26 protein-coding genes are annotated in these 25,746 nt (G+C 61.6%); all 26 read left to right on the forward strand.

The genetic code is table 11. From position 1 onward, the window contains the following. The first annotated feature begins 32 nt into the window (after positions 1-32). Positions 33-3,254, forward strand: coding sequence for an intermembrane phospholipid transport protein YdbH family protein (locus tag ACZ5TB_RS02830; protein WP_464791935.1), 3,222 nt, complete (start codon positions 33-35; stop codon positions 3,252-3,254). After that, the gene (locus ACZ5TB_RS02835; protein WP_196225806.1) at positions 3,251-3,439 is read left to right on the forward strand and encodes a YnbE family lipoprotein; all 189 of its coding nucleotides are present in this window, start codon (positions 3,251-3,253) and stop codon (positions 3,437-3,439) included. Before ACZ5TB_RS02830 ends, ACZ5TB_RS02835 begins: the two co-directional genes overlap by 4 nt. After that, on the forward strand, positions 3,436-3,837 hold the full coding sequence (locus tag ACZ5TB_RS02840; RefSeq protein WP_464791936.1) for a DUF1318 domain-containing protein: 402 nt from the start codon (positions 3,436-3,438) through the stop codon (positions 3,835-3,837). The genes ACZ5TB_RS02835 and ACZ5TB_RS02840 overlap by 4 nt, the downstream gene beginning before the upstream one ends. Before the next feature lie 174 nt (positions 3,838-4,011). After that, positions 4,012-4,335, forward strand: coding sequence for an AtpZ/AtpI family protein (locus ACZ5TB_RS02845; protein ID WP_464791937.1), 324 nt, complete (start codon positions 4,012-4,014; stop codon positions 4,333-4,335). Between the two features lie 46 nt (positions 4,336-4,381). Further along, positions 4,382-5,167, forward strand: coding sequence for a F0F1 ATP synthase subunit A (locus ACZ5TB_RS02850; protein ID WP_196225809.1), 786 nt, complete (start codon positions 4,382-4,384; stop codon positions 5,165-5,167). Between the two features lie 49 nt (positions 5,168-5,216). Next, positions 5,217-5,444: a F0F1 ATP synthase subunit C gene (locus tag ACZ5TB_RS02855; protein WP_021240110.1), complete on the forward strand. Its 228-nt coding sequence runs from the start codon at positions 5,217-5,219 to the stop codon at positions 5,442-5,444. An 85-nt stretch (positions 5,445-5,529) separates the two neighbouring features. Further along, positions 5,530-6,024: a F0F1 ATP synthase subunit B family protein gene (locus ACZ5TB_RS02860; RefSeq protein WP_464772526.1), complete on the forward strand. Its 495-nt coding sequence runs from the start codon at positions 5,530-5,532 to the stop codon at positions 6,022-6,024. Continuing rightward, entirely contained in the window at positions 6,017-6,631 is a 615-nt protein-coding gene (locus ACZ5TB_RS02865) for a F0F1 ATP synthase subunit B family protein (protein WP_464779282.1), read from the forward strand. Before ACZ5TB_RS02860 ends, ACZ5TB_RS02865 begins: the two co-directional genes overlap by 8 nt. Before the next feature lie 476 nt (positions 6,632-7,107). Then, positions 7,108-9,024, forward strand: coding sequence for an excinuclease ABC subunit UvrC (gene uvrC, locus ACZ5TB_RS02870; protein WP_464791938.1), 1,917 nt, complete (start codon positions 7,108-7,110; stop codon positions 9,022-9,024). 362 nt (positions 9,025-9,386) lie between these two features. Beyond that, positions 9,387-11,045, forward strand: a complete 1,659-nt coding sequence (locus ACZ5TB_RS02875; RefSeq protein ID WP_464791939.1) for a sensor histidine kinase — start codon at positions 9,387-9,389, stop codon at positions 11,043-11,045. Between the two features lie 218 nt (positions 11,046-11,263). Further along, entirely contained in the window at positions 11,264-12,046 is a 783-nt protein-coding gene (locus tag ACZ5TB_RS02880) for a DUF2569 domain-containing protein (protein WP_464791940.1), read from the forward strand. A 694-nt stretch (positions 12,047-12,740) separates the two neighbouring features. Next, entirely contained in the window at positions 12,741-12,920 is a 180-nt protein-coding gene (locus ACZ5TB_RS02885) for a Flp family type IVb pilin (protein ID WP_464792471.1), read from the forward strand. Between the two features lie 15 nt (positions 12,921-12,935). Then, positions 12,936-13,118, forward strand: a complete 183-nt coding sequence (locus ACZ5TB_RS02890) for a Flp family type IVb pilin (RefSeq protein ID WP_464791941.1) — start codon at positions 12,936-12,938, stop codon at positions 13,116-13,118. A gap of 73 nt (positions 13,119-13,191) precedes the next feature. After that, positions 13,192-14,127, forward strand: a complete 936-nt coding sequence (cpaB, locus tag ACZ5TB_RS02895; RefSeq protein WP_464791942.1) for a Flp pilus assembly protein CpaB — start codon at positions 13,192-13,194, stop codon at positions 14,125-14,127. Next, positions 14,114-15,622 carry a type II and III secretion system protein family protein gene (locus ACZ5TB_RS02900; RefSeq protein WP_464791943.1) on the forward strand — a complete coding sequence of 503 codons (1,509 nt, stop codon included), beginning with the start codon at positions 14,114-14,116 and terminating at the stop codon, positions 15,620-15,622. Before cpaB ends, ACZ5TB_RS02900 begins: the two co-directional genes overlap by 14 nt. Positions 15,623-15,636: 14 nt before the next feature. Then, a complete protein-coding gene (locus ACZ5TB_RS02905) occupies positions 15,637-15,924 on the forward strand; it encodes a hypothetical protein (RefSeq protein WP_464779290.1) in 288 nt (95 codons plus the stop codon). A gap of 19 nt (positions 15,925-15,943) precedes the next feature. Then, on the forward strand, positions 15,944-17,566 hold the full coding sequence (locus ACZ5TB_RS02910) for a pilus assembly protein TadG-related protein (RefSeq protein ID WP_464791944.1): 1,623 nt from the start codon (positions 15,944-15,946) through the stop codon (positions 17,564-17,566). 5 nt (positions 17,567-17,571) lie between these two features. After that, complete coding sequence (locus tag ACZ5TB_RS02915) at positions 17,572-18,081, forward strand: TadE family protein (protein ID WP_464791945.1); 510 nt, start codon at positions 17,572-17,574, stop codon at positions 18,079-18,081. Next, the gene (locus tag ACZ5TB_RS02920; RefSeq protein ID WP_464791946.1) at positions 18,081-18,719 is read left to right on the forward strand and encodes a TadE/TadG family type IV pilus assembly protein; all 639 of its coding nucleotides are present in this window, start codon (positions 18,081-18,083) and stop codon (positions 18,717-18,719) included. Before ACZ5TB_RS02915 ends, ACZ5TB_RS02920 begins: the two co-directional genes overlap by 1 nt. Positions 18,720-18,739: 20 nt before the next feature. Further along, entirely contained in the window at positions 18,740-19,951 is a 1,212-nt protein-coding gene (locus tag ACZ5TB_RS02925; RefSeq protein WP_464791947.1) for an AAA family ATPase, read from the forward strand. Next, on the forward strand, positions 19,951-21,312 hold the full coding sequence (locus ACZ5TB_RS02930; RefSeq protein ID WP_464791948.1) for a CpaF family protein: 1,362 nt from the start codon (positions 19,951-19,953) through the stop codon (positions 21,310-21,312). Before ACZ5TB_RS02925 ends, ACZ5TB_RS02930 begins: the two co-directional genes overlap by 1 nt. Beyond that, positions 21,309-22,313: a type II secretion system F family protein gene (locus ACZ5TB_RS02935; protein ID WP_464791949.1), complete on the forward strand. Its 1,005-nt coding sequence runs from the start codon at positions 21,309-21,311 to the stop codon at positions 22,311-22,313. The genes ACZ5TB_RS02930 and ACZ5TB_RS02935 overlap by 4 nt, the downstream gene beginning before the upstream one ends. Positions 22,314-22,317: 4 nt before the next feature. After that, on the forward strand, positions 22,318-23,289 hold the full coding sequence (locus ACZ5TB_RS02940; RefSeq protein WP_464791950.1) for a type II secretion system F family protein: 972 nt from the start codon (positions 22,318-22,320) through the stop codon (positions 23,287-23,289). A 25-nt stretch (positions 23,290-23,314) separates the two neighbouring features. Then, positions 23,315-24,148 (forward strand): tetratricopeptide repeat protein, encoded by an 834-nt coding sequence (locus ACZ5TB_RS02945; RefSeq protein WP_464791951.1) that lies wholly within the window; start codon positions 23,315-23,317, stop codon positions 24,146-24,148. Next, a complete protein-coding gene (locus tag ACZ5TB_RS02950; protein ID WP_464791952.1) occupies positions 24,145-24,972 on the forward strand; it encodes a tetratricopeptide repeat protein in 828 nt (275 codons plus the stop codon). Before ACZ5TB_RS02945 ends, ACZ5TB_RS02950 begins: the two co-directional genes overlap by 4 nt. Then, the gene (locus tag ACZ5TB_RS02955) at positions 24,969-25,490 is read left to right on the forward strand and encodes an A24 family peptidase (protein ID WP_464791953.1); all 522 of its coding nucleotides are present in this window, start codon (positions 24,969-24,971) and stop codon (positions 25,488-25,490) included. Before ACZ5TB_RS02950 ends, ACZ5TB_RS02955 begins: the two co-directional genes overlap by 4 nt. Positions 25,491-25,746: the final 256 nt, after the last annotated feature.

Below are 25,746 nucleotides of genomic sequence, written 5' to 3' on the forward strand. Positions count from 1 at the left end.
ATCAAGTGTGAAAGCCGGGGTTGGCCATAAGCATGGAAGTTGAGGACGGCGAAGTGGAAACTCGCCGTGGCTGGTTACGCTGGCTGGGCGTAGGGACGGGGTCCCTGGCGCTGATCCTTGTTGCGTTGTGGACCCAGCGAGCCCCGATCGCAGAAAATTTCATCGGGCGGGAGATGAACCGGCGCGGCGTCCAGGCAAGCTATGACCTCAAGGAGATCGGCCTGCGCACCCAGCGTATCGAGAATATCGTCCTTGGCGATCCCGCGAATCCCGATCTGACTGCCCGTTGGGTGGAAGTGGATCTGGGCTTCACTGGCCTGTCCCCGCATGTGGTTGCGGTAAGGGCAGGGGGAGTGCGGCTGCGCGGTTCTTATCGTGACGGGGTGCTCCGGCTGGGGGAACTGGACAAGTTCCGCGATCCTGCGTCGAAGGCGCCGTTCAGTCTGCCGGACATCGTCCTCGCGCTGCGCGATGCGCGCATGCGGCTTGAAACCGACGCCGGAGTGGTCGGCATGCAGATCGACGGCAAGGGTAATCTGAGGTCGGGCTTCGACGGCCGCCTTGCCGCCGCCATGCCACGGGCGGCGTTCGCGGGGTGCAAGCTGGCCGGTATGACCGCGTTGCTGGAAGTCGCAATAAGGAATGAGCGACCGCACTTGGTCGGACCGGCGCAGGCGACGGCTCTTGGATGCAGGAGCGGCGCTACCGGCGCGGCCAAGCCGAGGGCGGACATGGACGTCTGGATCGGCAGGGCGCTGGATCGATGGAACGGCCATGTCGTGCTGGGAGCGGAGGCGTTGAAGTCCGCGGGCATGGTACTGGCGAATCCCGCCGGGCGAATAGACTTCGACGGCAATGCATCGCAGACGGCCGGTCGTGCGCGAATCGGTGCGGCGGCGTTGGGCATGGCGGGCCTCAAGGCAGGCCGGTCGGAGGTTGTTGGCGCATGGCGCCTAGCGGAAGGCAAGTCACAAGCGAGCGGGCGTTTGTCGGCGCATCAACTGAGCCTTCCCGGACGCGATCCTCTGGCGGGGTTGAAGCGGTCTGCGGCGGGCACGCCTCTGGCGCCGCTGGCCGAACGGCTGGCCGATGCGGTGCGCCGCGCCGGGGAGGATAATGTGTTGCGAACCAGCCTGGCCTTCGCGCAAAGCGGTCAGGGTGGAAGCGTGGTGCTGACGAACAGTGGATTCGAATCGCGCAGCGGCGCGCGCGTGGCGATTCCCGGTGATGGCAGGGTGACCATTGCCTGGCCGGGCAAGGCGGGAGCGGCTGTCGACTGGGCGCTGGATGGCGCGCTCACGACGGACGGCGGCGGGTTGCCGAAGGCTGCGCTGCGGTTGGCGCGGCGTCCGGGTGGCGGATTGGGCGGTCAACTTTTTATCGACCCCTATGCTGCTCGTGACGCCAGGCTGGCGCTCGAGCCGGTACGTTTCACCGCCGGACCTGGGGGAGATACGCTCTTTTCAACAGTGGCAAGGCTGGACGGCCCACTGCCCGGCGGACGTCTGCGCGGGCTTGTGCTGCCGGTTGCGGGACAGCTGAATGCTGATGGGGCGATCGCTATCAACCGACGCTGCGTGCCGTTGGCGTTGGAGGAGGCGCGCTACGGCAGCTTTTCGGTCGGGCGTACCCGGCAGACGCTGTGCCCAATCGGCGGCGGCGCTCTGGTGGCGACGGGGCCGGGCGGGGTGAGCGCGGGGGCCGAGATTCGCGATCTCGACCTGCGAGGGCGTAGCGGCCAAAGCCCGATGCGGCTGTCGGCAGAGCGGGCAAGGGTCGCCATCGGTCAGGAGGGCTTTTCGCTAGCTCGGGCGGAACTGGCGATCGGGCCTGAAGCATCTCCGGTACGGCTGGTCGCGCAAACGCTGACCGGCAGGGCTACGGCGCAGGGCTTGACGGGAAAGCTGGCAGGAACCAACGCGCGAATCGGTTCCGTTCCGCTGATCGTGGAGGATGGTGCGGGCGAATGGAGCTTCGCCCAAGGAGCGTTGAAGCTCTCCGCGTTGGTGATGGTGCGCGATGCCCAGACGCCGGGACGGTTCGAGCCGTTGAAGGTGCCGGACTTCGCCCTCAGCTTGCGGGACGGCCGAATCCTGGCGACAGGAACGCTGCGGGCGCCGCGCAACGATGCCCTGGTCGCGCGTGCGGACATTGTGCATGATCTGGGCTCTGGCCGGGGCAAGGCTGACCTGACCGTGCCGGGGTTGGTATTCGGTCCCAATTTGCAGCCCGAGGAGGTGAGCCGCCTGGCGCTGGGGGTTGTCGCCAATGTCGATGCGACGGTAACGGGCGAAGGGCATATTCGGTGGAACGGCACGGATGTGACCAGCGACGGCGTGTTCCGCACCGACAACGCCAAGCTGGCGGCGGCGTTCGGCCCGGTTGAGGGAATGTCCGGCGAATTGCGCTTTACCGATCTATTGGGGCTGGTGAGCGCGCTGGGGCAGGAAGTGCGGATGAGGATGGTCAATCCCGGCGTCGAAGTGCGCGACGGCCTTGTCCGCTACAGGCTGGAACCTGGGCAGAAGGTCCGCGTCGAGGGCGGCGGATGGCCTTTTTCCGGCGGGCAGCTGGTTTTGTTGCCGACGACCATGGACTTCAGTGCCGATGTGGACCGCTATCTGACGTTCCGCGTCATCGGCATTGATGCGGGTTCCTTCATCCAGACGATGGAGCTTGAGAATATATCGGCCACGGGCACGTTCGATGGGATCATGCCGCTGATCTTCAATGCCCAGGGCGGGCGTGTCGCGGGTGGCGTGCTGACCGCAAGGCAGCAGGGCATGCCGCCGCTCATCATGCCCGAAGGGGTGCTGCCCACGGTGCCGTGTGATCCCAACCGCCAGTCGGGGACGTTGTCCTATGTTGGGCCGGTTTCGAACGAACAATTGGGCGTGATGGGCAAGCTGGCCTTCGATGCGCTCAAGAATCTGCAATATAAATGCCTCACCATCCTGATGGACGGCGCGCTTGATGGGGAGATGGTAACCAATGTCGTGTTCAACGGCGTCAATCGGGGGAAGCTGGGCGATGTTCCGGCGGGCATGGCGCGCAACCTGACCGGATTGCCCTTCATCTTCAATGTGCGGATCGCTGCGCCATTTCGCGGCCTGCTGGGCACGGCAAAGTCCTTCATCGATCCGACAACGCTTATCCAGAACAGCATAGGGGATCAGATGCAGGAGAAGATTCGCGAAGGGATTGCAGTTAACCCTGCGGAAAGCGACACTGTGAGAAACAGGGAACAGAAATGAAGACACAAGCTATCTTTGCGGCGGGTTTCGCCGGTTTGGCCCTGACGGGCTGCATCCAGGTGAAGGCACCGGACAAGCCGATCGAAATCAACCTGAATGTAAAGGTGCAGCAGGAGGTCGTCGTACGCCTTCAGCGTGATGCACAGGATCTTATCCAGAATAACCCGGAGTTGTTCCCGCAATGACACGCAAGCTTTTGATGATCGTCGCAGGTGCGGCCGTTGTGCTCGCCACGGGATTTGTTGCAAGTGCGCCTGCTCGCGCGCAGTCGGGCGCGGTTGCCGCTGCAATGGCGGAGGGCGCCGTGGGCGAACAGGCGGACGGCTATTTGGGCATCGCTGGATCGGTGAGCGCGGCGGTGCGATCGGAGGTCGAATCGATCAACATCAAACGACGTGCGGCCTACACCGACCTTGCCAGCAAGCGCGGCGTCACGGTTCAGGATATGGCGGCAGCCACGGGCTGCCAGACATTGAGCAACCGCGTGAAGCAGGGCCAGGTTTATCGCGTGGGCGCAGGACCCTGGCAAACCAAGGGTGCCGGGCCGATCGCCCTGCCGAGCTATTGCGCGACCGCAGGGTAATTACGCGACTGCGGGGAGTTTCGCCGCTGCGCCCGACGGAAGCGCAATTCTCCTGTCCAACTACGGTTGACTATCCCGAAAGCCCTTTCTAAACGGGCCGCGCCTTGACGGGTGCAACCGCACGCGCCATGCCGCCTGACGTTGGCTTATCTGCTTGAACGAAAAGGAATGGCCATGACGCAGGATGTGCCCGGGCAAGACCCGGCAGATGAGGACGAGCGTATCACTTCTCTTGAGGAGCGGATCGCAAAGGCCGAACGAGCCGAAAAGGTCAGACAAGGGACCACTAAGCAACAGGCGGACGATGGATCACGCCTGGGCAACAGGGTTCTCGCAGAACTGATCGGTGGTCTTGCCGGTGGTGCCGTGGTTGGTGGGACTTTGGACTACTTTCTGCGAACATCCCCTTGGCTCCTGCTGGCATTCCTCGGTCTTGGGATCGTGGTTGCTTTCAGGAACATCATCAGATTGACGACGACGAAGCGTCCCGGCGAATAGGGGCGCTTTTATCTTAGTCCGAATACCAGACGTTACAGGGGTCAACGTGGCAGAATCCGGCAAAATCGATCCGATGCACCAGTTTGCGATCGAACCGCTGTTCGGTACGGATCACTTGTCGCTTGGCGGCTTCAACATCGCTTTTACCAACAGCGCGCTCTACATGGTGGCTGCTGCTGTGGTGCTGTGGATTTTCGTGATCGGCGGCATGAAGCGTGAGTTGGTGCCCGGCCGCTGGCAGATGGCGGTCGAATATATGACCGGCTTCATCAAAAGCCTGTTGATCGCCAATGTGGGTGAAGGCGGCAAGAAGTATATTCCTTATGTCTTCTCGCTGTTCATGTTCATCCTGCTGGCGAACCTGCTTGGCCTGCTGCCGCTGGGCCTGATCGGTCTGCATCCGTTCACCTTTACCAGCCACTTCACGGCTACCGGCGTCCTCGCGATCCTGAGCTTCTCGATCGTGCTGATCGTTGGCTTCTGGAAGCATGGCTTGCACTTCTTCTCGCTGTTCGTGCCCCATGGTACGCCGCTGCCTATGATCCCGGTGATCTTCCCGATCGAGTTGGTATCGTTCATGGTGCGGCCGTTCAGCCTTGGCTTGCGACTGTTCGTTGCGATGACCGCCGGGCACGTTCTGCTCAAGGTGCTGGCCGGGTTCGTCATCAACAGCTCCAACGCGGGTGCCGGATATGGCCTGACGGTCGGTTCCGCCAGCTTCATCCTGATGATCGGCATCAGCGCTCTGGAAGTGCTGGTGGCGGTGATCCAGGCCTATGTGTTCGCGCTGCTGACTTCGGTCTATCTGAACGATGCCGAGAACCTGCATTAAGTTTATTTTTCCAACCATTTGTTCGAGTTTAGAAAAGGGAGTTTACGACATGGACGCAGAAGCCGCAAAGCTGCTCGGTGCTGGCCTGGCCGCGATTGGTGCGGGCCTCGCCTCGCTCGGTGTGGGCAACGTGTTCGCATCGTTCCTGGAAGGCGCGCTGCGCAATCCGGGCGCCGCTGACGGTCAGCAGGGCCGCCTGTTCATCGGTTTCGCCGCAGCCGAACTTCTGGGTCTGCTGGCGTTCGTTATCGCCATGATCCTGGTGTTCGTGGCCTGACAAGCACTTGGTGTGCGGGCAGGGCGGCTGTCGCCGTCCCGTCCGCACGCATGAATTGACGGCGCCCTGATCGGACGGACCTATAATGCCTCAAATCGCGCAAATTGCCGAAACCTATGCATCGCAGATTTTCTGGATGCTGCTGACATTCGGCTTTGTCTTCTTCGTCATCGGCCAGGGTATGGTCCCTAAGGTTCAGGCGACGGCCGACGCGCGCGACGCGAAGATCACAGGTGATCTGGACGCGGCCAAGGCTGCCTTCGCCCGCGCCGATGAGGCAGAGGCTGATTATCGCACCCGTGACGCCGAAAGCCGAGCTGCGGCTCAGGCGACGCTGGCCCGCGCCAAAGCGGAAGCTGCGAAGGCTTCCGAAGGACAGCTTGCTGCCGCCGACGCTGAAATCGCCACGCGGATCGGTGCTGCTGAAGCCCGCATCCAGGCGGCCAGCCAGGCAGCGATGGCAGAGATTGAAACCGTCGCCGCCGAAGCGGCGCGCGACATGGTGGCTCGTATATCCGGCGTGAACGCGTCGGACGAAGCGGCCCGCAACGCAGTAAAGGCGGCACTGGCCCATGGCTGAGGCAGCAGCACAGCATAGCGAAGGTACGCCTCCGCATCTTGACGACGCAATTCACTCCGAAGGGATGGAGCCGGTAGGCACCGTCGCGCATGAAGGGGTAGCGCCGCATACTGATCCGAAGGCCGTCGGCATGGACGCGACCGCCTGGGTCAGCCTGGCGATGGCGGTCTTCATCCTCATTCTCCTGATCAAGAAGGTCCCCGCGCTGATCGGCAATGTGCTCGATGGCCGGATCGCCCAGATCAAGGAACAGCTGGCGGAAGCTGCCAAGCTGCGCGCCGAGGCTGACGCGCTGAAGGCTGAATATGAGGCGAAGCTGGCCAATGCGGCTGGTGAAGCCGAAGCGATGCGCAAGTCGGCCGAGAGCGAAGCGGCAACGCTGCTTGAAGATGCCAAGGCCAATGCGGTGGCGCTGGTTGCCCGTCGCCAAAAGATGGCCGAGGACAAGATCGGTGCGGCAGAACGCGCTGCCATTGCGGGCATCCGTACAAAGGCCGTCAACGCTGCCACCAGCGCGGCTGCAACGCTAATCGCGCAGAACCATGACGCGGGCGCGGATCGGCAGTTGGTGGATAGCGCAATCAAGGGTCTTGGCCCCAGCGTCTGAAGCTGACGATTTCGTCTCGAAAAGGGTCGATGCGGTTTGTCGCACCGGCCCTTTTTCATGTCTGGATGTGGATCGGCCTTGTTTGTTACCAGGTAATATTTCGCGCGATGTGCGAGCCGGAGAAGATCGATCAGCATGCCTGCTGTTGTCGGTGATGAAGCGGAATTTGGCGTGCTCCTCTGCGTCCGATTATAAGCAGTTTGAATATCGTGCACGGCGACGATCCCGATCTCGGAAACGATTCCCTGTCCGCGCGGATGTCGTGCATCTCCGGGTTGCCGGGGATCAAAGTCTCTACGATTATTTCCAGCCATCCGCGCTCTGATGTTGGAAAGGGGGCCGGATGTCGCGGACGCCAAACCACGCGTGAAAAACCCCGAAGATGGTCAAGGTGGTTCGCGCTGATTTAGGCCCCAAGGTTCAGGAAGCGGAGCCCAGCCATTGCGCTTGTCTGTGTCACCGCTATCTCTTCACCAATGTCGCATCCCCAATCTCCCGACCGCTTTCATGAGGACAAGGCTAGTTTCACCGTACGCGGAGCAGGTACGCCCGATATTGAGGCGGGGGTTGAGGCGATCCGTACCACGTTGAAGACTTTGCCGACGCGGCCCGGTGTTTACCGGATGCAGGACGCTCGCGGTGATGTCCTCTATGTTGGCAAGGCCCGGGCGCTGCGCAATCGGGTGGTGAATTATACGCAGGTGGATCGCCTGCCGAAGCGATTGCAGCGCATGGTGGCGCAAACGCGGTCGATGACAATTGTGACGACTAACAGCGAGGCCGAGGCGCTACTGCTGGAAGCGCAACTGATCAAACGGTTTCGGCCGCCTTACAATGTGCTGCTGAGGGACGATAAAAGCTTCCCTTTCATTCTGCTGCGGGAAGATCATGATTTTCCTCGGGTCCAGAAACATCGGGGCGCGCGCAAGTATAAGGGGCGCTATTATGGCCCCTTTGCCAGCGCGGGGTCGGTAACGCGCACTATCAATGCGCTGCAGAAACTGTTTCTGCTGCGAAGTTGCACGGACAGCTTCTTTGCCAATCGGTCGCGGCCCTGCCTTCTGTTTCAGATCAAGCGCTGCTCTGGCCCCTGTGTCCAGCGGATCGACGAGGCGGGCTATGCGGAGTTGGTGAAGGATGCGCAGGATTTCCTGGGCGGCAAATCGACTGCCGTGCAGAAGAAGCTGGGCGAGGCGATGCAGGCCGCTTCGGAGGCGATGGATTTTGAACAGGCTGCGGTTCTGCGCGACAGGCTGAAGGCGCTGACCTTCATTCAGGGTAGTCAGGCGATCAACGCCGAAGGGCTGGGCGATGCGGACATTTTCGCGCTGGCTACGAAGGGTGGGGCGATGTGCATCCAGGCCTTCTTCATTCGGGGCGGCCAGAATTGGGGACATCGCAGCTTCTTCCCTGTCCACACGGCTGAAGTCGCAGAGGATGAGGTGCTGGCGAGCTTCATGGCGCAATTTTACGAGGAAGTGCCGCCGCCCCGGCTGATCCTGTCGGATCGTGCTCCGCAGGAATGTGAACTTATCGCGCAGGCGCTGGGAGAACGAGCCGGGGGCAAGGTGCGGATTGAGGTGCCGCAGCGAGGTGCGCGGACACGGCTGATCCGTCAGGCGCAGCGCAATGCGGTGGAGGCGCTCGACCGGCGGCTGGCGGAGACGACGACGCAGGCTAAGATTCTGGAAGAGATGGTCGAGACATTCGGGCTGGATGGCGTGCCTGACCGGATCGAGATTTATGACAACAGCCATATCCAGGGAAGTCATGCGCTGGGCGCGATGGTGGTCGCGGGGCCGGAAGGTTTCCGCAAGAATGCCTATCGCAAGTTCAACATGAAGAACCCCGAAACATCGAGCGACGACTTCGCGATGATGCGCGAGATGTTCGAGCGGCGCTTTGGCCGGGCTGCGCGGGAAGATCCGGATCGCGATAGTGGGGAGTGGCCCGACCTGGTGCTGATCGATGGTGGCAAGGGGCAATTGTCAGCGGCGCGGGCGATCCTGGAAGATTTGGGGATCGAAGATATCTGCATGATCGGTATCGCGAAGGGGCCGCATCATGGGCGTGATGGACGGGAAGTCTTCCATATGCCCGATGGTCGGGAGATCAGTTTTCCGATCAATCATCCGGTGCTGTTCTACCTGCAGCGATTGCGAGATGAGGCGCACCGCTTTGCGATCGGGGCGCATCGGCAGAAGCGGAGCAAGGCGATTTCGACCAGTTCGCTGGATGAGGTGCCGGGAATTGGCCCGTCGCGAAAGCGGGCGTTGTTGATGCATTTTGGAACGGCGAAGGCGGTGAAAAGCGCGGCGCTGGAAGATTTGCTGAAAGCGCCGGGCGTTTCGAAGGCGGTGGCGCAGCAGATTTTTGATTATTTTCATGGATGAGATGGTGAGAAGAATCATCTCCTGAAATCTTGTTTCGGTGTCGAAGCAATGAGTGGGGCATGTGATTGACTTTGCCCTGATTTTTCCTGTTGCCCTTGCGTAATGAAGGCGGGCCTGCGATGGTTCGGTTAGACGCTGACAATCATGGCGCGGGTTCAGGAGAAGGGGTCGTGAGGAAGATGAGCTTTCGTTCATCATCACCAACTATTTTTGCTAATTTACTACGTCCGTTGCAATCTATGATTGCTCTTGTTCGGATATATCATTTAGGTTCACTTCATCATTATTGAGTGAAATCAACAGATACTTATCCGAAGACATATGTCCATCCATATAGGATGGGCGGGCGGAGTTATGAGAGCATGATCAGAAGACATGCCGAACTGCTGCGGACTTTGAGCATGCGTCGTTCGTTTGCCCTGTCCGCGCTTCGGCCATGGCGCATGCTGGACGTCACGCGGCTTGTGCTGGCCAGCGTCTACGGCTTTGTGAGCTTCGTTTTCGCAACGCCGCGGTCCTGGGCCGAGGCGGCGGAGAACGGCATCATCGCCGCCATGCTGCTGCTTGCCGTGGGTGCATTGATCCTGTCCGGGCGGTCATGGGTCACGGAAATGCGCATTCGCAAGCCGGTGGTCTATCTGGACGCATTGCTGTTTTTGGGGCTGCTGGTCGTCACTAACGCATCGACCAGCCCCTATTATCCGGGCAGCCTGTTCGTCGCCGTCGAGATCGCGCTGATCGTGCGGCGGCGTTTCCATCTGTTGATCGGCGCCTTTGTCACGATCACCGCGCTGCTGACCATATGGGTGGACGATGTGGTCGCGATTCCATCGGAACCACAGGCGGAATGGGTGGCGTTGCGCGTGCTATACCTTGCCGTGGTGATAGCGGTGACGGGCATGTTGCTTGGCCCACGCCGCGAAAAGCTGCTTCAGGAGGAGCGGGCAAGACGGTTTACGGAAGGCAGCCTGCCACTGGTGAAGGGAGGCGCTGGCGCTTTCCTGTTGCAGGCGTTGAAGATTGCGACGGGCGGTGAAAATGGCGCGCTGCTGTTCCGTACCGCCAGCACGGAAGCCTATCGCTTTGCATCAAGCCGTTCCGGGGAGAAGGTGCCGGAGGGCAGCGACGCATTGCTGGCGGTTGAGACGGGATGGCATGACTGCCGCCGTGGCGCGTCGATCAGCCTGTCGCAGGACGGCGTGAGCCAGATATTGCCCCTGACGCGGGGTGGCCGGGCCTGGGCGGCCCTGCTGGATGCTGAAACGGTGATGACGCTGCACGTTTCGCTGGGCACGTTCGAGGCAGCGGGTGCGGTTCAGCTGGACGATCCGACGCATGAGGATGTGGCGGCTATCGCGCAGAGAGTGTTCGAGAGCGCGTGCGAGGAGTTGATGGTCCGCAACAGCCTGGACCTGGCCCATGTCATCGCGGGAGCGCGGGAGCGCGAGCGGTTGCAGCGGGAATTGCATGACAGCGTGCTACAGGCGCTGGCAAGCATCCGCTATCAGGCCGCGCCGGTGCTGAACGGAACGGTAAAAGACGCCATACCCGTGCTGACCACTATCGACCAGATTGCGAAGGATCAGATCGGCACCATCCGGTGGATCATCAATCCGGTTCTGGATGAAGAGGATTTTGCCTATCTGCCCGAAACGCTGTCGATGGTCGTCCGGTCGTTGGCGCAGCAATGGGGCATCCAGTGCGACCTGCGCGTGGAGGAAGGCAATTGCGCCACCAGCGCGATGATCGGCCGGGAACTGAGCTTTGCCGTGCGCGAGATCGTCGCCAATGCGGTGCGCCATGCCGGGGCGCGGACGATGGAATTTTCCCTGCGACCGGCGGGCAACCGGATCGCGTTGCATGTGACGGATGATGGTGTGCCCAATCTGGCAAGGCTGGGGTCTACCGGCGCGGTGCAGTCGCGATCGTTGATGCGGCGGATACAGGGATTGGGCGGCGAGGTGTATTTGCACAATCTGGGCGGGCGGACGATGATTCAGATTACCGTGCCTCGGAAGTGAGGGGGTGGGGCTCGGTAGAGTGGGCTGGGGTGACGGCGGGGCGTTGGGGTGGTGTTGCGCGTTTTCCCCTCCACCGGCTTCGCCGGTCCCCCTCCCCATCTTCGATGGGGAGGATTTTTGGGGCGAACCATTTGGGGTGATGAGGCGTTTTACCGGGGGTTAACCAGAATGATTGATAGTCGGCCCTTCTAGGTGGCGGGGCGGAGGTCCGGGTTTCCATGGTGCGATTGGTTCAGGATCATCTTTACCGCAAGAGCGTGGCGCTGGTGCTGTCGTTGCAGTTGAACCTGGAGCGCATCATTGCCGCCTGGGTCGTGATCGCGGCCTTTGCCTGTGGGGTGCGGCTGGCCTTTCCCGCTACGCCCTATGCCAGCGTTCCCTGGGCGAGCGAGGCGGGGCTGTTGCCCTATCTGTTGGTCGTCGGCGCTCCGGTGGCCACGCTGCTGCTGGGCCTAAAGCTGTTTCCGCCCGAGCGCGTGCATGCGCAGCCGAGCATTCGGCTGGCCAAGGTCGGCCGGTGGCGTAAGATCGATTGCCTGAAGGCGCGCGAGATGTCGCAGTTCGGGTTGTATGGCGTGATGGCGTCGCTGCTGCTGGGTATCGCGCTGAATGTCCCGGTGCGGACGCTGGAGTTTTTGAGCGCGGTGCCTGCACTGGGCAGCTATGCGCCGGGCTGGTTCGTCAGCCTGTATGCGGTGATGCTGGCCGATGTGGTCTTGTTGTCCTGCCTTTACATGTTCGCCTTTGCCATGGCGTTGCGCATGGTGCCGCTGTTCCCCCGGTTTCTGGTGATGGTGTGGGGCGTGGACCTGATGGCGCAGTTGGGCATTGCCCAGTTGGTGGCGCGCATCGGGGATGTGCCCCATGCCGTTGAGCTGGCGCTGGTCGACCTGCTGACCGGCAATATGAAGAAGGTGCTGATCAGTGCGGCGCTATGGCTGCCCTATCTGCTGCTGTCGGAGCGGGTGAACATCACTTTTCGCAACCGGGTGAGCGCCTGAAGAGCGTTCGGGTGATGCCGGACTGATCGCGTGGTTCGGCAGAGCGGCGAGCCAAGCTGATTCGTTTCTAAAAAAATGCGGGTGATTCGCGGGCCGTGAGGCGCGGCGGGTTGTTGCTGATTCGCGATGGAGCGTGAGGGCGACGCCGAGTGGCGGTGCGAGAAGGTACCCTTAAAAGGTGACGGGGCGGAAGGGTCGGTGGAGCTATTGGCGGCGAGCATGGGGTCCGGCGGACCACCAAGAGCCATGGATATATATCGTTAATTAGACCTTTATACTGTTAAGAAGTAAAAGTATAGATTTCCGATTTTCGTGGTTTTACTGTTAGTTTCGCAAGATATATTAGTAGAAACGAAAAAATGTCCTACAGTAAATAGATCGATTTCTGTTGATTTCAATCGATATATAACCAAGGATATACTAAATAATTCTGTATCATTACTTGCGAATGTGGGTATGGAAATCAAAAATGGTTAACAAAAAATTGGCATAAGATATTGTAAAATATAGTCTTTTTTTACCATGTTGACTTACCCCGTCTTTGAGCCAATTTGAGGAACAAGTTCTACGGGAAACTGCCCAACTGCCTGGCGAGTGGAAAACACTGCTAGGGTCGCCAGGTGGCAAAGGCCCCTCCGCAGAACTGTGCGAGAGCAGCTGGAAACTGGTTTCCGGTGAAATAGGGGTAAAAGACATGACTTTCTTCAAGAACCTTTGGAATGATCAGAGCGGTGCTTCGGCAGCGGAATATGCCTTGATCCTCGCGATCGTGGGTACTGGCATTGCGTTGGCCGCAGTTGGACTGGGCGGCGCAATTGGCAATTCGATGAATAAGGCTTCGAACTGCATCAAGAACGCCAACGGCACTTGCTGAGCCGGGGAGGCATATATGACTTTCTTCAAAACTCTCTGGAATGACCAGAGCGGGGCCTCGGCCGCTGAGTATGCGTTGATCCTCGCCATCGTCGGCACAGGTATCGCGCTTGCGGCATTTGGCCTGGGTGGCGCGATCGGAAACGCGATGAACAAGTCTTCGAATTGCATCGCAGCGCCGAGCAATACGACCTGTTGATTGACAATGTGGGAACCGGCCGGCCAGTTGGCTGGCCGGTCTCGAATAATTTCCAATTCCGGGGGGAGTTGTCGTGGGGCAGCGCAGATCTCTAATAATCCTTGGCTTCGCGATCTTGCTGGGCCTGGCGGCGGTGTTCATCGCCAATAGCTATCTGAGCCGCGCGGAGCGGGATCAGGAGCAGGCCGCCGCTCAAGGGGGCATGGTCAAGGTCGTCGTCGCATCAATGCCTCTGGCCTTTGGCACGGCGGTCACTCCGGAAAAAATCAGGGTGGTCGATTGGCCCGCGGCTTCGGTGCCGCCTGGCGCTTTCCGCGATCCGGTTCAGCTCACCTCCCTTGGCAAGCAGCGCGTCGTGCTGCGCCAGATCGAGCCGGGTGAGCCGGTCCTGACATCCAAGCTGTCCGCAGAAGGGGGCCGTGCCACCATGTCCGGTGTGCTGCGGCCCGAAATGCGTGCGGTCGCGGTTCGCGTGAGCGATGTGGCGGCAGCTGGCGGCTTCGTGCTGCCGGGTGATACGGTCGATGTCTTCGTCACGCGCACGGCGCAGGATGCCATGGGCGGCGGGAGCCAGCAGATCACCGACGTGCTGCTGCAGAACACCCGTATCATCGCCATCGACCAGAATGCCAATGACAGCTCAAAGGACCCGGCGGTCGGCAAGACCGCGACGCTGGAGGTCAATCAGGTCGATGCGCAGAAGCTGGTCCTGGGCCAGCAGGTCGGCCAGCTGACGCTGGTGCTGCGCAATGTGACGGACCAGCCCAACCCGGCCGTGCAGACGGTGGGGATCGAGGATTTGCGTGACGGCGCCTATGTCGGGGGTTTTTCCGGCCCGCGCGCCCGGATCGCGGAGGCTGGCTTCGCGCCCGCCCCGATGCCGAGAATGCGTGCGCCCCGGCGCAGCGTTCCGAAAAATGTTTCCGCCCTGCCCGCGACCGCATCGGTCGAAATCGTGCGCGGCACGACCGGCACCAGCTATGAGGTGAAGCGCTATGGTTCCCGCTAAGTCGATGACGGCGCTGGCGCTTGGGATGGCGCTGGCCGCAGGGGGGGCGACATCTGCCCCGGCCCAGATCGCTTCGCTGACCGCCAGCAATGTGGATCATGCAGGGCAGCTGGACGTGCCGCTCAACAAGAGCCAGGTGCTGACGGTTGATCGCGCTTTTTCCAAGGCGCTGGTGGGTAATCAGGACGTCGCGGACATATTGCCGCTGACCAACCGGTCGCTCTATGTACTGGGCAAGAAGGTGGGGACGACGAGCCTTACCCTCTATGACAGCCGCAACATGTTGATCGCCGTGGTCGATGTGGCGGTGGGGCCGGATGTCGTGACGCTGAAGCGGCAGCTGGCGGAGTTGATCCCCGGCGAGCAGATCGGCGCGCGTATCTCCAATGATGCGGTGGTGCTTACCGGCACGGTGTCGAGCGCTTCGGCGGTGGACCGGGCGGTGCAGGTCGCCAGGACTTATGCGGGCGGTGACGAGAAGGTCGTCAACATGCTGTCGGTCGGGGCTTCGCAGCAGGTGATGCTGGAAGTGCGCTTTTCGGAGGTGAACCGGCAGGCGGCGAAGCAGATCGGGCTGAACCACAGCTTCACGGGCAATCGGACGGCGGGCAGCATCGGCAATCTGGCCGGGGATTCGATCATCCCGACCAATAATGACCGCATTCCCACGATCAAGCTGGACGGCTTGTCCGATGCGTTCGGTGTCGGGACGTGGGCCTATAAGATTGGCAGCCTGAACCTGTTTTCCGCGCTGGATGCGCTGGAGAGGAAGGGGCTGGTCAAGACATTGGCGGAACCGACGCTGGTGGCGCTTTCCGGTGAGACGGCGTCGTTCCTGGCGGGCGGTGAGTTTCCGATCCCGGTCGTGCAGAATGGCGGCGGTGGGGGCGGCGGTGGCAATAATGGCATTACCGTCGAGTTCAAACCGTTCGGTGTCAGCCTGGGCTTTACGCCTACGGTGTTGAGCGACGGGATCATCAACCTGGTGGTCGAGCCGGAAGTGAGTTCGATCGACCCTTCGGCGTCCGTGTCGATCAATGGACTCGTGGTGCCGGGGCTGCTGACGCGGCGGGCCAAGACGGTGGTGGAGCTGCGCGATGGGCAGTCCTTTGCCATTGCCGGGCTGCTGCGCAACGACTTTCAGGATACGGTGCGGCAGTTGCCGATATTGGGTTCGATCCCGATCATTGGATCGCTGTTCCGATCGACCGGCTTTCAGAAGCAGCAGACCGAGCTGGTCATGATCGTGACGCCCCGGCTGGTGAAGCCGATGCGGGCGGAGGATGTGAGCCTGCCGACCGACCGGGTGGGCAATCCCAACGAACTGGACCTGTTCCTGATGGGGCGGACGGACAAGGCGGTGGGGATCAATCCGCTTAATCCCGACGCGATGCCTCCGGAAAAGCGCCAGGCCGTGCCTGCTCCTGCTGCTCCGGCGGCGGCTGCTCCGGCTCCGGCTCCGGCGGGGGCAAGCCAGAGCGGGTATGAACTATGAGCGGGAGTGAGACCATGCGCAGACTGTCCCTGGCCGCGATGCTTGCCGTACCGGCGCTGGCGGGATGCACGGCGAACGACCCGACCTTTGGCGGGGCGGTGCGGAATAACTATGCGCTGCAGGTGATCAACCCGGAGCCGCGCTATGAAGGCACGCTCGTCGAAGGGGGCGAGGGCAAGCGCAGCGCGGCGGCGGTGGAACGCTATCGCACCGACAAGGTGAAGAAGCCCGCGACGATCAGCACGACCTCCGGCACCGGTGGCGGGTCTGGCGGCGGCGGTGGCGGCTCGGGCGGCCGGTAAGCGGGGAGGGCTTCGATCCATGTCTGCCCGTCGGAACAGCCTGCTAAGGTCAACCAGCGGTGCGGTGGCGCCGACTGTGGCCCTGTCGCTTTTCGGGTTGATCGCGGCGGGTGGGATTGCTTTCGATTATGCGCGGATGGCGAGTTTGGATTCGGAGCTGCAGACGGCCGCTGATCAGGCGGCGCTGGCGGCGGCGACGCAGTTGGATGGTAAGGGGAATGCTTGCAGTCGCGCAGCTAGCGCGGCCAGCGGGCTGATCCGCAATGACACTCGCTTCGCGAACGACAGCGCCGGGTTGGCGGTCACCATTGCGAATGAAGGCACTTGCGACCGTACGGGCTTCATCAAATTCTACACGAACAAGGATCGTAGCGACACAGGCACGCTGACCGACGCAAACGCAAACTTCGTCGAAGTCACCGTCAACTCGCGTACGGCTTTCTTTGCGTTGACGCCCATAGTTTCGGTGTTTTCGTCCGGAGCGCTTTCGGCCACGGCCTATGCCGGGGTCGGTCAGGCAATCTGCAAGGTGCCGCCGGTGATGATCTGCAACCCTCAAGAAACGGGCGGGAACACCTCATTTGATGTGTCGCAGTTTATTGGCAAGGGATTGAAGCTGGTCTCTGTCGGCAATGGCGGCGGAGCATGGGTGCCGGGCAACTTTGGTTATCTCGACACCGGGGGCGGCAGCAATGGAGCGCCGGGCCTGCGCGAGGCGTTGGGGTGGACGTCGCCGCCTGGGGATTGCGTCGAGGCGACCGGCGTCGATACCAAGCCCGGGGCTACGGTCAGTGTCACCGATGCTGTCAATACTCGTTTCGACATTTATGACAGCAATGTATCTTGCCCCACGGGGGGGACCTGCCCCGCATCTATCAATTCGCTCAAGGATTTCGTTCGCCCTGCCAATGCCAACGGCAACAATGCCTGCGGCTTCCATAATCAGGGATGGCAGGAGGTTGACGCAGCCGGGCAATATCTGCCTTCTTCGGCTACGACGGCTCTGCCTATAACCACCACGCCACTGGCCATGGGGCATCCGCGCGATATGTGTCACGCGGCGCCTTCTTCTGCGACCGGCTATTGCTCAGGTCCAATCGGCGATGGCAACTGGGACCGGGACGCCTATTTCCGAACCAATTATAATTGGTCATCGACTGACTGGCGCGACAACACCGGCTTATCGACATCGGTGGCGGTCACAGCAGCTAATTATGCAAGCCGTTATAATGTCTATGCTTGGGAAATAGCTCATCGTGGTCAGTCGATCGGCGGCGCAACCATTCTGGGGCCGCGCACGGCGTCGGGTAATGGAGCGAGCGCTTTGACTGCCTATGGCGCGCCGGTATGCAGTTCGGCACAAGGTTATGGAACAGGCTCAGTTCCAGGAGGAACAATAGTCGATCGGCGGCGCATATCGGTAGCAGTCGTCAATTGCACGGCCAATAATGTCCGGGGCAATTCGACCGGCGTTCCCGTCGAAGAATGGATTGATGCCTTCCTTGTCGAGCCATCCTACAACAGGGCGCGGACCAGCGCGGGTGACGTTTACGTAGAGCCGATTGCTGAAACCTCGGCTGGAGCCAACGGCCAGACGCAGGCGCAGGTCATCCAGCGTTCTGTGCCTTATCTGATCGAGTAATGGAGATGATGCGCGTTCTTCTCGCCCGTCTTATAATTTGCACCCGCGCTGCGGCCGCCGCTGAAATGGCGCTGGTTACGCCGATGCTCATCATCCTGATGTTCGGCTCCTTCGAACTCGGCAATTATTTCCTGAGCGAGCATGTCGTGGCAAAGGCGGTACGCGATGGAGCGCGGTACGCCGCTCGGCGCCCGTTTGCCGATTTCTCCTGTCCCAGTTCCGTTGCCACCGACGTTGTCGATAAGACCCGAAACATAACCCGCACGGGTCAGATAGCTAATGGGGGCGCAGCGCGGCTGGTAAACTGGACGACGCCCGCGACAGTGTCCGTTACATTGAGCTGCACGACTATTTCTGGTGGGAATTATTCAGGCATATACAAGGGTATGGCAGATCTACCCAAGGTAAAGGTGTCGGCAACTGTGCCCTATAGATCATTGTTCAACAATCTCGGCTTCACCAGTTCGACATTGAATCTGGTATCGGAATCCGAGGCTACGGTGCAGGGATTGTGATGCGACTTGTAGCTCTCCTGATCCGTGACAAAAAGGGCGCCTCGGCCGCTGAGTTTGCCTTGATATTACCGCTGCTGCTGATCTTCCTGCTGGGCATTATTGATGTCGGGCGCCTGATGTGGACATGGAACGAGGCCGAGAAGGCGACTCAGATGGGCGCGCGCTACGCCGTCGCAACGGACATGATCCCAAACGGCCTTGCCTCATATAGTTTCGTCGTCGGTGGGGGGCTTTCACAGGGAGACCCAATTCCAGAATCGTCCTTTGGTGGAGCAAGCTGTCTCGTCACGGGTGGGGCGGTCAGTTGTTCGTGCAAGACTGGCGCGACTTGTCCTGGAACCCTTGTCAGCAACAATGCATCGGCGCTCACTGCCTTTAACAACATTGTAGCCCGTATGCAGCGATTCATGCCGCAGATCACATCCAGTGCGGTCCAGATAGATTATGACTATTCTGGGCTAGGTTATGCAGGTGATCCGAATGGGTCGGATGTTTCGCCTCTGATAAGAGTCAGTATTCGCCCCAACACCTTAACCTTCCGTCCAATCCTCCTTTCACTTTTCAACGGCACTATCTCTCTACCCAGCTTCAGCGCCGCCCTCACCATGGAAGACGGCCAGGGCACGGTATCAAATTGAGGAACAAGATCTTGGGCATCGTGACGAACACAGCGGAAGCGGCCGAGAGCTGGACACTCAATGTGGGGGATGAGGGGATTCATCTGATCCTTTCGGAGCAGGAGGTGGCGGCTTCCGATATTCTTGGGGATCAGCTGAGCGGGCAGTCTTTGACCTTGTCCATGTTGCCTGCCGGGGCGCCGTTGCCGCAGTCGTTGGTGGCGGAGGCGAAGGCCGTTATCCTGGAGGTGCAGCCGGATGACGATGCGTCGACGCGGCGGCTGGCGGCTTTGCGGGCGGCTCATCCGTCGCTGCTGGTCGTGGCCGCCGTGCGTAATGCGGAGATTCCGTTGGTGCGGGCTTTGCTGCGGAGCGGGATCAACGATGTGGTGGCGCTGCCTTTGCAGGCGAGCGAGCTGTCATCGATCATCGACCAGCTGCGGGGAGAGATCGCGGCCAAGGGCGGGCGTGACGTCAAGACGGGCGCGCTGGTGTCGATCATCAAGAGCGTTGGCGGCGTGGGCGCGACGACGATCGCTACACAGGCGGCCAGCCTGCATGCGCGCAACGCCAAACAGACGGGAGAGCGGGTTTGCCTGTTCGATTTCGATGTGCAGTTCGGCAATGCGGGGACGTTCCTGAGCATCACGTCGCCGTTGACGCTGGCGGACCTGTTGCAGGGTGGCAATCGGGTGGACCGTGAGCTGCTGGCTTCTGTCACCGTCGAGACGCCGACCGGGCTGCATGTCGTGACGGCGCCGACGGACATCATGCCGCTGGAGGCCGTGAATGCCGATCAGGTGTTCCGCGTGATCGAACTGGCGCAGCGCAATTATGATACGATCTATCTGGACCTGCCGGGCAACTGGACGAACTGGTCCATGTCGCTGGTCGCGCGGTCGGAGGTCATCTTCCTGGTGTGCGAGTTGACGATCGCGAGCCTGCGGCAGGCGCGGCGGCAGATCGTTCTGCTGCGCGATCAGGATATCGAACCTTCGCGCATTCATGTGATCGCTAATCGGGTCGAGAAGAAGCTGTTCCGCGCGATCGGGCTGGAGGATGCTGCGGCGGCGCTGGATCATCCGGTGAACCTTAGCATCGCGAACGATTTCCCGCTGGTCAGCTCTGCGCTGGATCAGGGGGTGCTGATCCAGGAATTGAAGGCGCGCAGCCGTATTTGCAAGGACATGCAGGATATCGTCGATTGCACGATGCAGGCGGTCGAAGCGCGGCGTCAGGCGGAGAAAGGGTGATGTGGCAGATCCGGAAGGGCGACAGCCGCTTTGGTGATCCTCGCGATGAGGTGGGGCCGACCGATACCGAGCTGGTCCATTGGGAAGAGGACCGGCATACCGAGCTGAAGGTCGCGCTGCATCAGAAGCTGATCGACCTGATCAACCTGTCGGCGCTGGAGAATATGTCGCGGGTGCAGGTCGAGGCGGAAGTGGGCGAGATCGTCCATGAGCAGCTGGCGTTGCAGAAGCATGCGCTCAATCTGGAAGAGCGCAAGCGGCTGGTTTCCGACATATTGGACGAGTTGTTGGGGCTGGGGCCGTTGGAGCCGCTGCTGAAGGATAATAGCGTCACCGATATTTTGGTGAATGGGCACAAGATCGTCTTTGTCGAGCGCGGCGGGCGGCTGGTGGAGACGGCGGCGCGTTTCAAGGATGAGAAGCATCTGCTGCGCATCATTCAGAAGATCGTGGCGGCTGTGGGGCGGCGCGTGGACGAGGCTTCGCCCTTTGTCGATGCGCGTCTGGCGGATGGGTCGCGCGTCAATGCGGTGGTGCCGCCGCTGGCGGTCGATGGGTCGCTGCTGTCCATTCGTAAGTTCGCCAAGGTGCCGATCAGCATGGCGCGGCTTTCGGAGCTGGGCAGCGTGCCCGCGCCGATGGCGCAGGTGCTGTCGGCAGTGGTGGCTTCGCGGCGCAATGTGCTGATTTCAGGCGGCACGGGATCGGGCAAGACGACGCTGCTCAACGCCATGTCGGCGAGCATCGATGAGGCCGAGCGGATCGTGACCATCGAGGATTCGGCCGAGCTTCAGTTGCAGCAGCGGCATGTCGTTCGGCTGGAGACGCGGCCGCCCAATATCGAGGGGCGGGGCGAGGTTACACAGCGCGATCTGGTGAAGAATGCGCTGCGTATGCGGCCGGATCGTATCATCGTGGGCGAAGTGCGCGCCGGGGAGGCGTTCGATATGCTTCAGGCGATGAATACGGGGCATGATGGGTCGATGACCACGGTCCACGCCAATACGCCGCGCGATGCGCTGTCGCGTGTCGAGCAGATGATCGGCATGAGCGGGATCGATATTTCGCCGCGGTCGGCGCGGGCGCAGATTGCTTCGGCGCTGAACGTCATCGTGCAGGTCGGGCGCCTGTCTGACGGACGGCGGCGGTTGCTGAGCATTTCGGAGATCACCGGGATGGAGGGCGAGGTCATTACCATGCAGGAAATCTTCCGCTTCAAGATGACGGGCCGGGACGAAAATGACATGGTTCGGGGCCATTTCGAGGCGACCGGCATACGGCCCAAATTCATGGGCGAGCTGGCCGACCGGGGCATTCACCTGCCCGCTGATCTCTTCCGTCCTGATGCGGTGGTGCAATGATCAATCCGCTTTACATCCGCGCCTTTGTTCTGGTCCTGCTGTTCGCGGCGGTGATCCTGACGATTGAGGGCCTTCATAGCTGGTTCCGGGCGCGCGCAGGGACTGAGCGGGTCGTCAACAAGCGGCTGAAGATGATCGCGGCGGGGTTCGAGCGCAGCACTGTGCTGTCCAAGCTGCGGCGCAATGACGACAGCTTGAACTTCAACCATGACAGCGTCTTTGGGCGGATGGCTTTGAGCGTCGTGCGGTCGCTGCATGGCGCGGGGTTGAGCGTGCCTGCGCGTGTCGTGTTGACGTTCATGGCGATTGCGACGGGGGTGCTGTTCCTGATCGTGGTGATCGGCGCGCTGGTGGCCGGATATGGCATGACGGCGGGGATGATTGTGATGGCGGGGGCTTTCGCCGTGTCGCTGGGCGTGCTGCTGCCGGTCATGGTGCTGAGCCGGTTGAGCCAGCGGCGGCGCAAAAAGATGGAAGAGCAGTTTCCGGTGGCGCTCGACACCTTCGTGCGGGGGCTGCGCGCGGGGCATCCGATCGCGGCGGCTCTGGACCTGCTGACCAAGGAGATGCGCGACCCGATCGGCAGTGAGTTCGGGATCGTCGTCGATGAGGTGACTTATGGCTCGGACCTGCGGGATGCTTTGCAACGCATGGCCGAGCGGTGGGACATGAACGAGATGCACATGTTCGTTACGTCGCTGTCGGTGCAGGCGGAGACGGGCGGCAATTTGGCCGAGATATTGGAGAATCTGTCGCTGGTGATCCGTGAGCGGGCGAGCCTGTTCCTGAAGGTGCGGGCGCTGAGTTCCGAAGGGCGGATGACGGCGGTGATGCTGACGGCATTGCCGATCCTGGCGTTCGTGGCGCTGTTCCTGCTCAACCCCGCCTTCTACCTGGATATCGCGCAGGACCCGATGTTCATCTTCGGCTTTTCCGGGCTCATCATCCTCTACATCATCGGCTTCGTCACGATACGCCGCATGGTTGATTTGAAAGTGTGACCTGATGCTGGACTTCGCCCTCATTTCACAGCTTCGGCCGGTGTTGCTGATCCTGCTGTTCGTCGCGATCGTGGCCATTGTCTATGGCGTGACGGAGGCGGTCGCGCGGACGTCGAGGGTGCGGAGCCGACTGGATGTCGTCAGCGATGCGGGCGGCGCTGTGCAGGGCGGTGGGCAATCGCTGCGTAATGAGCGCAACAACAGCGAATGGAAGAAGCTGGTCGATCGGATCGAAAAGCTGGGCATTTCGCTGGCCGATACGAAGAATGACAGTCTGCGCAAGCGGTTGATCGCGGCGGGCTATCCTTCGCCCGAGGCGCCGAAGATATTTACCTTCATTCGGCTGGTGCTGACGCTGGCGCTGCCTGCGGTGCTGGTGCTGATGTCGCTCAACAAGCCCGAGCCGCCGAGTCCGGTGAAGCTGTATTTCATGGCGACCGCCGTTGCGGTGCTGGGGCTGTATCTGCCGAACCTCTTCATTTCGGCCAAGGCGGCGCGGCGGCAGGAGGCGATCGTCCACGGGTTTCCCGATGCGCTGGACCTGATGCTGGTGTGCGTCGAGGCGGGGCTGGGGCTGGAAGCGGCGATGGATCGGGTGGGGCGCGAGCTGGCTATCTCGCACCCGCTGGTGTCGCAGGCGCTGGGCAAGGTCGTGCTGGAACTGCGCGCGGGGATGAGCCGGGCGGACGCTCTGCGGCGGATGGCGGATGATGTGGACGTGGACGAAATCCGGTCCTTTGCAACGCTGCTGATCCAGTCGGACCAGTTGGGATCGAGCGTGGGGCAGACGTTGCGCGTCTATGCGGCGGAAATGCGCGAGAAGCGGCGGATGCGGGCGGAGGAGAAGGCGCACCGGCTGCCGGTGTTGCTATCCGTGCCGCTGGTCGCCTGCATGCTGCCGGTGATGATCGGGGTGCTGATGCTGCCTGCTGTGGTGCGGGTGGTGAGGGAAATCCTGCCGGTGATGACCCGGTAGCGGAAACCAAGAGGGGGGACGGGGCATGATGAGACAGGCAGTGGCGATATCGCTGATGCTGGCGAGCGCGGCATGCAGTTCGGCCAACCGGGAGGTAGCGATCCGGCCGGTGAACGTTGAGGCGGCGGCGACGGGGAAAGAAGCCATCGCGCGGGGGCAGTTGCTGTTTTCGCGGGGGGAATATGCGCTGGCGCTGGATGCTTACCGGCGGGCGATGCGGCAGGACCCGGCCGATGCGAACGCGCTGAACGGCGTTGCGATCAGTTATGCGGCGATAGGGCGGCATGATCTGGCGCGGGACTATTTCGAACTGGCCCTGGCACGCGCTCCCATGGACGAGCGCATTCATCGCAATTTCGCGCGAAGCCTGAAGGCGCAGGGTTTGCAGGGAGAAGCGAACGCCTTGCTGGCGGAAATCGGGCAGGGCGTGCAACCCGGCGGCGCGCGCCGCCCGACGCTGGCGCAGATCGCGATGGACGGTGGCAAGCGTCCGGCGGCACCTGTGCGGGCGGCCGGGCTGGAGCTGGAGCGGGTTTCGATGGGCGAGGTGCGGTTGCGCACAGTGTCGGCGGGCGTTGCACAGGCCCCGCTGCCGGGGCGGGCCATCGCGCAACTGAATACCGCGATCGTGACCGTGGCGGACGGGGCTGGCGTGGCGCCAGCCATCTCCCTCTCGCGGTCGTTGGCGGCGCCGATCACGACCCGGCCGATGCCTGTGCAAGTGACGGCGGCAGGGTGTGGTGAGCCCAAGGATGGCTCTGGTGTTAAAGCGTCGGGCCTTTGCGCGACGATGGCGGGTGGGGATGAGCCCGACAGCCTGTTCCAGAAGCTATGGGCGTGGAGCGGAGGCCGGGGATGAGCATCCTGCTGCTGCTGGCGGCTGCGGCGGTTTCCCCCGATCCGGTAGCTCCCGAACCCGCGCCCACAGCGATTCTCGACTATGACCGATTGATCGATGACGCGATCGAAGGCGGGCGGATCGTACAGGCCGAGTTGATGCTGAGCCAATGGCGCGACGTGGCGCAGGCGCAGGACAAGCGGAGTATCGACATCGCGGTGGCACAAATGGCTCTGGCCAAGGGGCAGGATGCGGAGGCGGAGGCGCGCTTTTCCGCAATCGGCCAGACAGCAACGGCGGATTGCCGGGTCGATGAAGGACTGGGCATCGCAAGGCTGCGGTTGGGCCGGGCGGATCAGGCGGCGGAAGCGCTGCGCCGCGCCGTCGATCAGTGTGCATCGCGCTGGCGGGCCTGGAACGCGCTGGGTGTCGCTTATGACAAGGCAAAGTCTTGGGCGCTGAGTGCCGCAGCCTATGAGCGGGCCTTTCAGTTTACTGACAGGCCGGTGCAAGTGCTGAACAATTATGGGCTTTCGCTGATGGCGCAGGGACAGGCGGACAAGGCGATCGCCATATTCGACAAGGCGCGGGACATGGCGCCGGACGACGCGCGCCTCATCGCGCATAGCGATGCCGCGCAGGTCATGGCCGGACGCGATATAGAAAGGCGCGCCGCCGATGACGCCAATAGCTGGGCCAAGCGGCTGAGCGACGCGGGGCAGGTGGCGTTGCGCATGGGGGATGCGGTGAAGGCGCGGGCTTATCTGAGCCGCGCGGTCACGGAATCGGAGAGTTTTCAGCCGGAGGCGACTGCGGCTTTAGCTGGCATGGGGGCAAGGCCATGACGAAGGACCTTGTCCTGATTGCGCTGTCGTTGGTTTTATTGGGCGCGGCGATCGAGGATATTGCGCGGTTGCGGATATCCAACATCTTTCCACTGCTGGTCATGGGGCTGTTCGTGCCTTGGGTCGCCTTGGCAGGATGGGAAAATGACATTTGGCAGAATGGCACGCTGTTTTTGGCCGTGTTTGCGCTCGGATGCCTGATGTTCGCGATGCGATGGATGGGCGGGGGCGACATCAAGCTGCTGGCGGCCTGCGCGCTGTGGTTCGATTGGGGCGCGGCGCTGCCCTGGTTTGTTTATGTGACGGTCGGTGGCGGCGTGCTGGCGTTGCTGATGATCGCTGGGCGGCGGATGGTGCCGAAAGCGGTGCGGGAAGGGTCTTCACTGTCGATCTTCGCGCCGGGCGGGCCGATCCCTTATGGTGTGGCGATTGCGCTGGGGACTGTCATGGCGCTGTATATGGCGGGGCCAAATCCTAGCGGCGTAGCGCATCTGCCTGCGTTCGTGAGGGGGCTGTAGTAGCGCAACGTTGGCATGTTGAGGGGGCTGACGCGGAAAGCTCGCTTCGCTCGCGCCCACCCTAGCCCTTCAAACGAGTCACTTGTCTCGTTTGAACGCTTGCGGGAGGGGGATGGCTTGTATGGAGCGGGCCGACTGTAAGGGATTATGCTATCGAATAGCCTTTCGCAAATGATGCGACAAAGTAAAAATATTCTGCTAGGAGGAGTAATCGAGCGAAATCAGCCCGCAAGCCTTCGTATTGACAGAGAGACCA

This window comes from Sphingobium sp. TomTYG74, assembly GCF_055393875.1.

Excerpts from the sequence above, each read along its gene's own strand:
- ACZ5TB_RS02905 (WP_464779290.1), top strand. The coding sequence starts at position 15,637 with ATGCGCAGACTGTCCCTGGCCGCGATGCTTGCCGTACCGGCGCTGGCG.
- ACZ5TB_RS02880 (WP_464791940.1), top strand. The coding sequence starts at position 11,264 with ATGGTGCGATTGGTTCAGGATCATCTTTACCGCAAGAGCGTGGCGCTG.
- ACZ5TB_RS02855 (WP_021240110.1), top strand. The coding sequence starts at position 5,217 with ATGGACGCAGAAGCCGCAAAGCTGCTCGGTGCTGGCCTGGCCGCGATT.
- ACZ5TB_RS02950 (WP_464791952.1), top strand. The coding sequence starts at position 24,145 with ATGAGCATCCTGCTGCTGCTGGCGGCTGCGGCGGTTTCCCCCGATCCG.
- ACZ5TB_RS02945 (WP_464791951.1), top strand. The coding sequence starts at position 23,315 with ATGATGAGACAGGCAGTGGCGATATCGCTGATGCTGGCGAGCGCGGCA.
- ACZ5TB_RS02955 (WP_464791953.1), top strand. The coding sequence starts at position 24,969 with ATGACGAAGGACCTTGTCCTGATTGCGCTGTCGTTGGTTTTATTGGGC.
- ACZ5TB_RS02885 (WP_464792471.1), top strand. The coding sequence starts at position 12,741 with ATGACTTTCTTCAAGAACCTTTGGAATGATCAGAGCGGTGCTTCGGCA.
- ACZ5TB_RS02915 (WP_464791945.1), top strand. The coding sequence starts at position 17,572 with ATGATGCGCGTTCTTCTCGCCCGTCTTATAATTTGCACCCGCGCTGCG.
- ACZ5TB_RS02935 (WP_464791949.1), top strand. The coding sequence starts at position 21,309 with ATGATCAATCCGCTTTACATCCGCGCCTTTGTTCTGGTCCTGCTGTTC.
- ACZ5TB_RS02860 (WP_464772526.1), top strand. The coding sequence starts at position 5,530 with ATGCCTCAAATCGCGCAAATTGCCGAAACCTATGCATCGCAGATTTTC.
- uvrC (WP_464791938.1), top strand. The coding sequence starts at position 7,108 with ATGTCGCATCCCCAATCTCCCGACCGCTTTCATGAGGACAAGGCTAGT.
- ACZ5TB_RS02835 (WP_196225806.1), top strand. The coding sequence starts at position 3,251 with ATGAAGACACAAGCTATCTTTGCGGCGGGTTTCGCCGGTTTGGCCCTG.
- ACZ5TB_RS02845 (WP_464791937.1), top strand. The coding sequence starts at position 4,012 with ATGACGCAGGATGTGCCCGGGCAAGACCCGGCAGATGAGGACGAGCGT.
- ACZ5TB_RS02940 (WP_464791950.1), top strand. The coding sequence starts at position 22,318 with ATGCTGGACTTCGCCCTCATTTCACAGCTTCGGCCGGTGTTGCTGATC.
- ACZ5TB_RS02930 (WP_464791948.1), top strand. The coding sequence starts at position 19,951 with ATGTGGCAGATCCGGAAGGGCGACAGCCGCTTTGGTGATCCTCGCGAT.
- ACZ5TB_RS02840 (WP_464791936.1), top strand. The coding sequence starts at position 3,436 with ATGACACGCAAGCTTTTGATGATCGTCGCAGGTGCGGCCGTTGTGCTC.
- ACZ5TB_RS02890 (WP_464791941.1), top strand. The coding sequence starts at position 12,936 with ATGACTTTCTTCAAAACTCTCTGGAATGACCAGAGCGGGGCCTCGGCC.
- ACZ5TB_RS02910 (WP_464791944.1), top strand. The coding sequence starts at position 15,944 with ATGTCTGCCCGTCGGAACAGCCTGCTAAGGTCAACCAGCGGTGCGGTG.
- ACZ5TB_RS02830 (WP_464791935.1), top strand. The coding sequence starts at position 33 with ATGGAAGTTGAGGACGGCGAAGTGGAAACTCGCCGTGGCTGGTTACGC.
- ACZ5TB_RS02920 (WP_464791946.1), top strand. The coding sequence starts at position 18,081 with ATGCGACTTGTAGCTCTCCTGATCCGTGACAAAAAGGGCGCCTCGGCC.
- ACZ5TB_RS02875 (WP_464791939.1), top strand. The coding sequence starts at position 9,387 with ATGATCAGAAGACATGCCGAACTGCTGCGGACTTTGAGCATGCGTCGT.
- ACZ5TB_RS02865 (WP_464779282.1), top strand. The coding sequence starts at position 6,017 with ATGGCTGAGGCAGCAGCACAGCATAGCGAAGGTACGCCTCCGCATCTT.
- ACZ5TB_RS02900 (WP_464791943.1), top strand. The coding sequence starts at position 14,114 with ATGGTTCCCGCTAAGTCGATGACGGCGCTGGCGCTTGGGATGGCGCTG.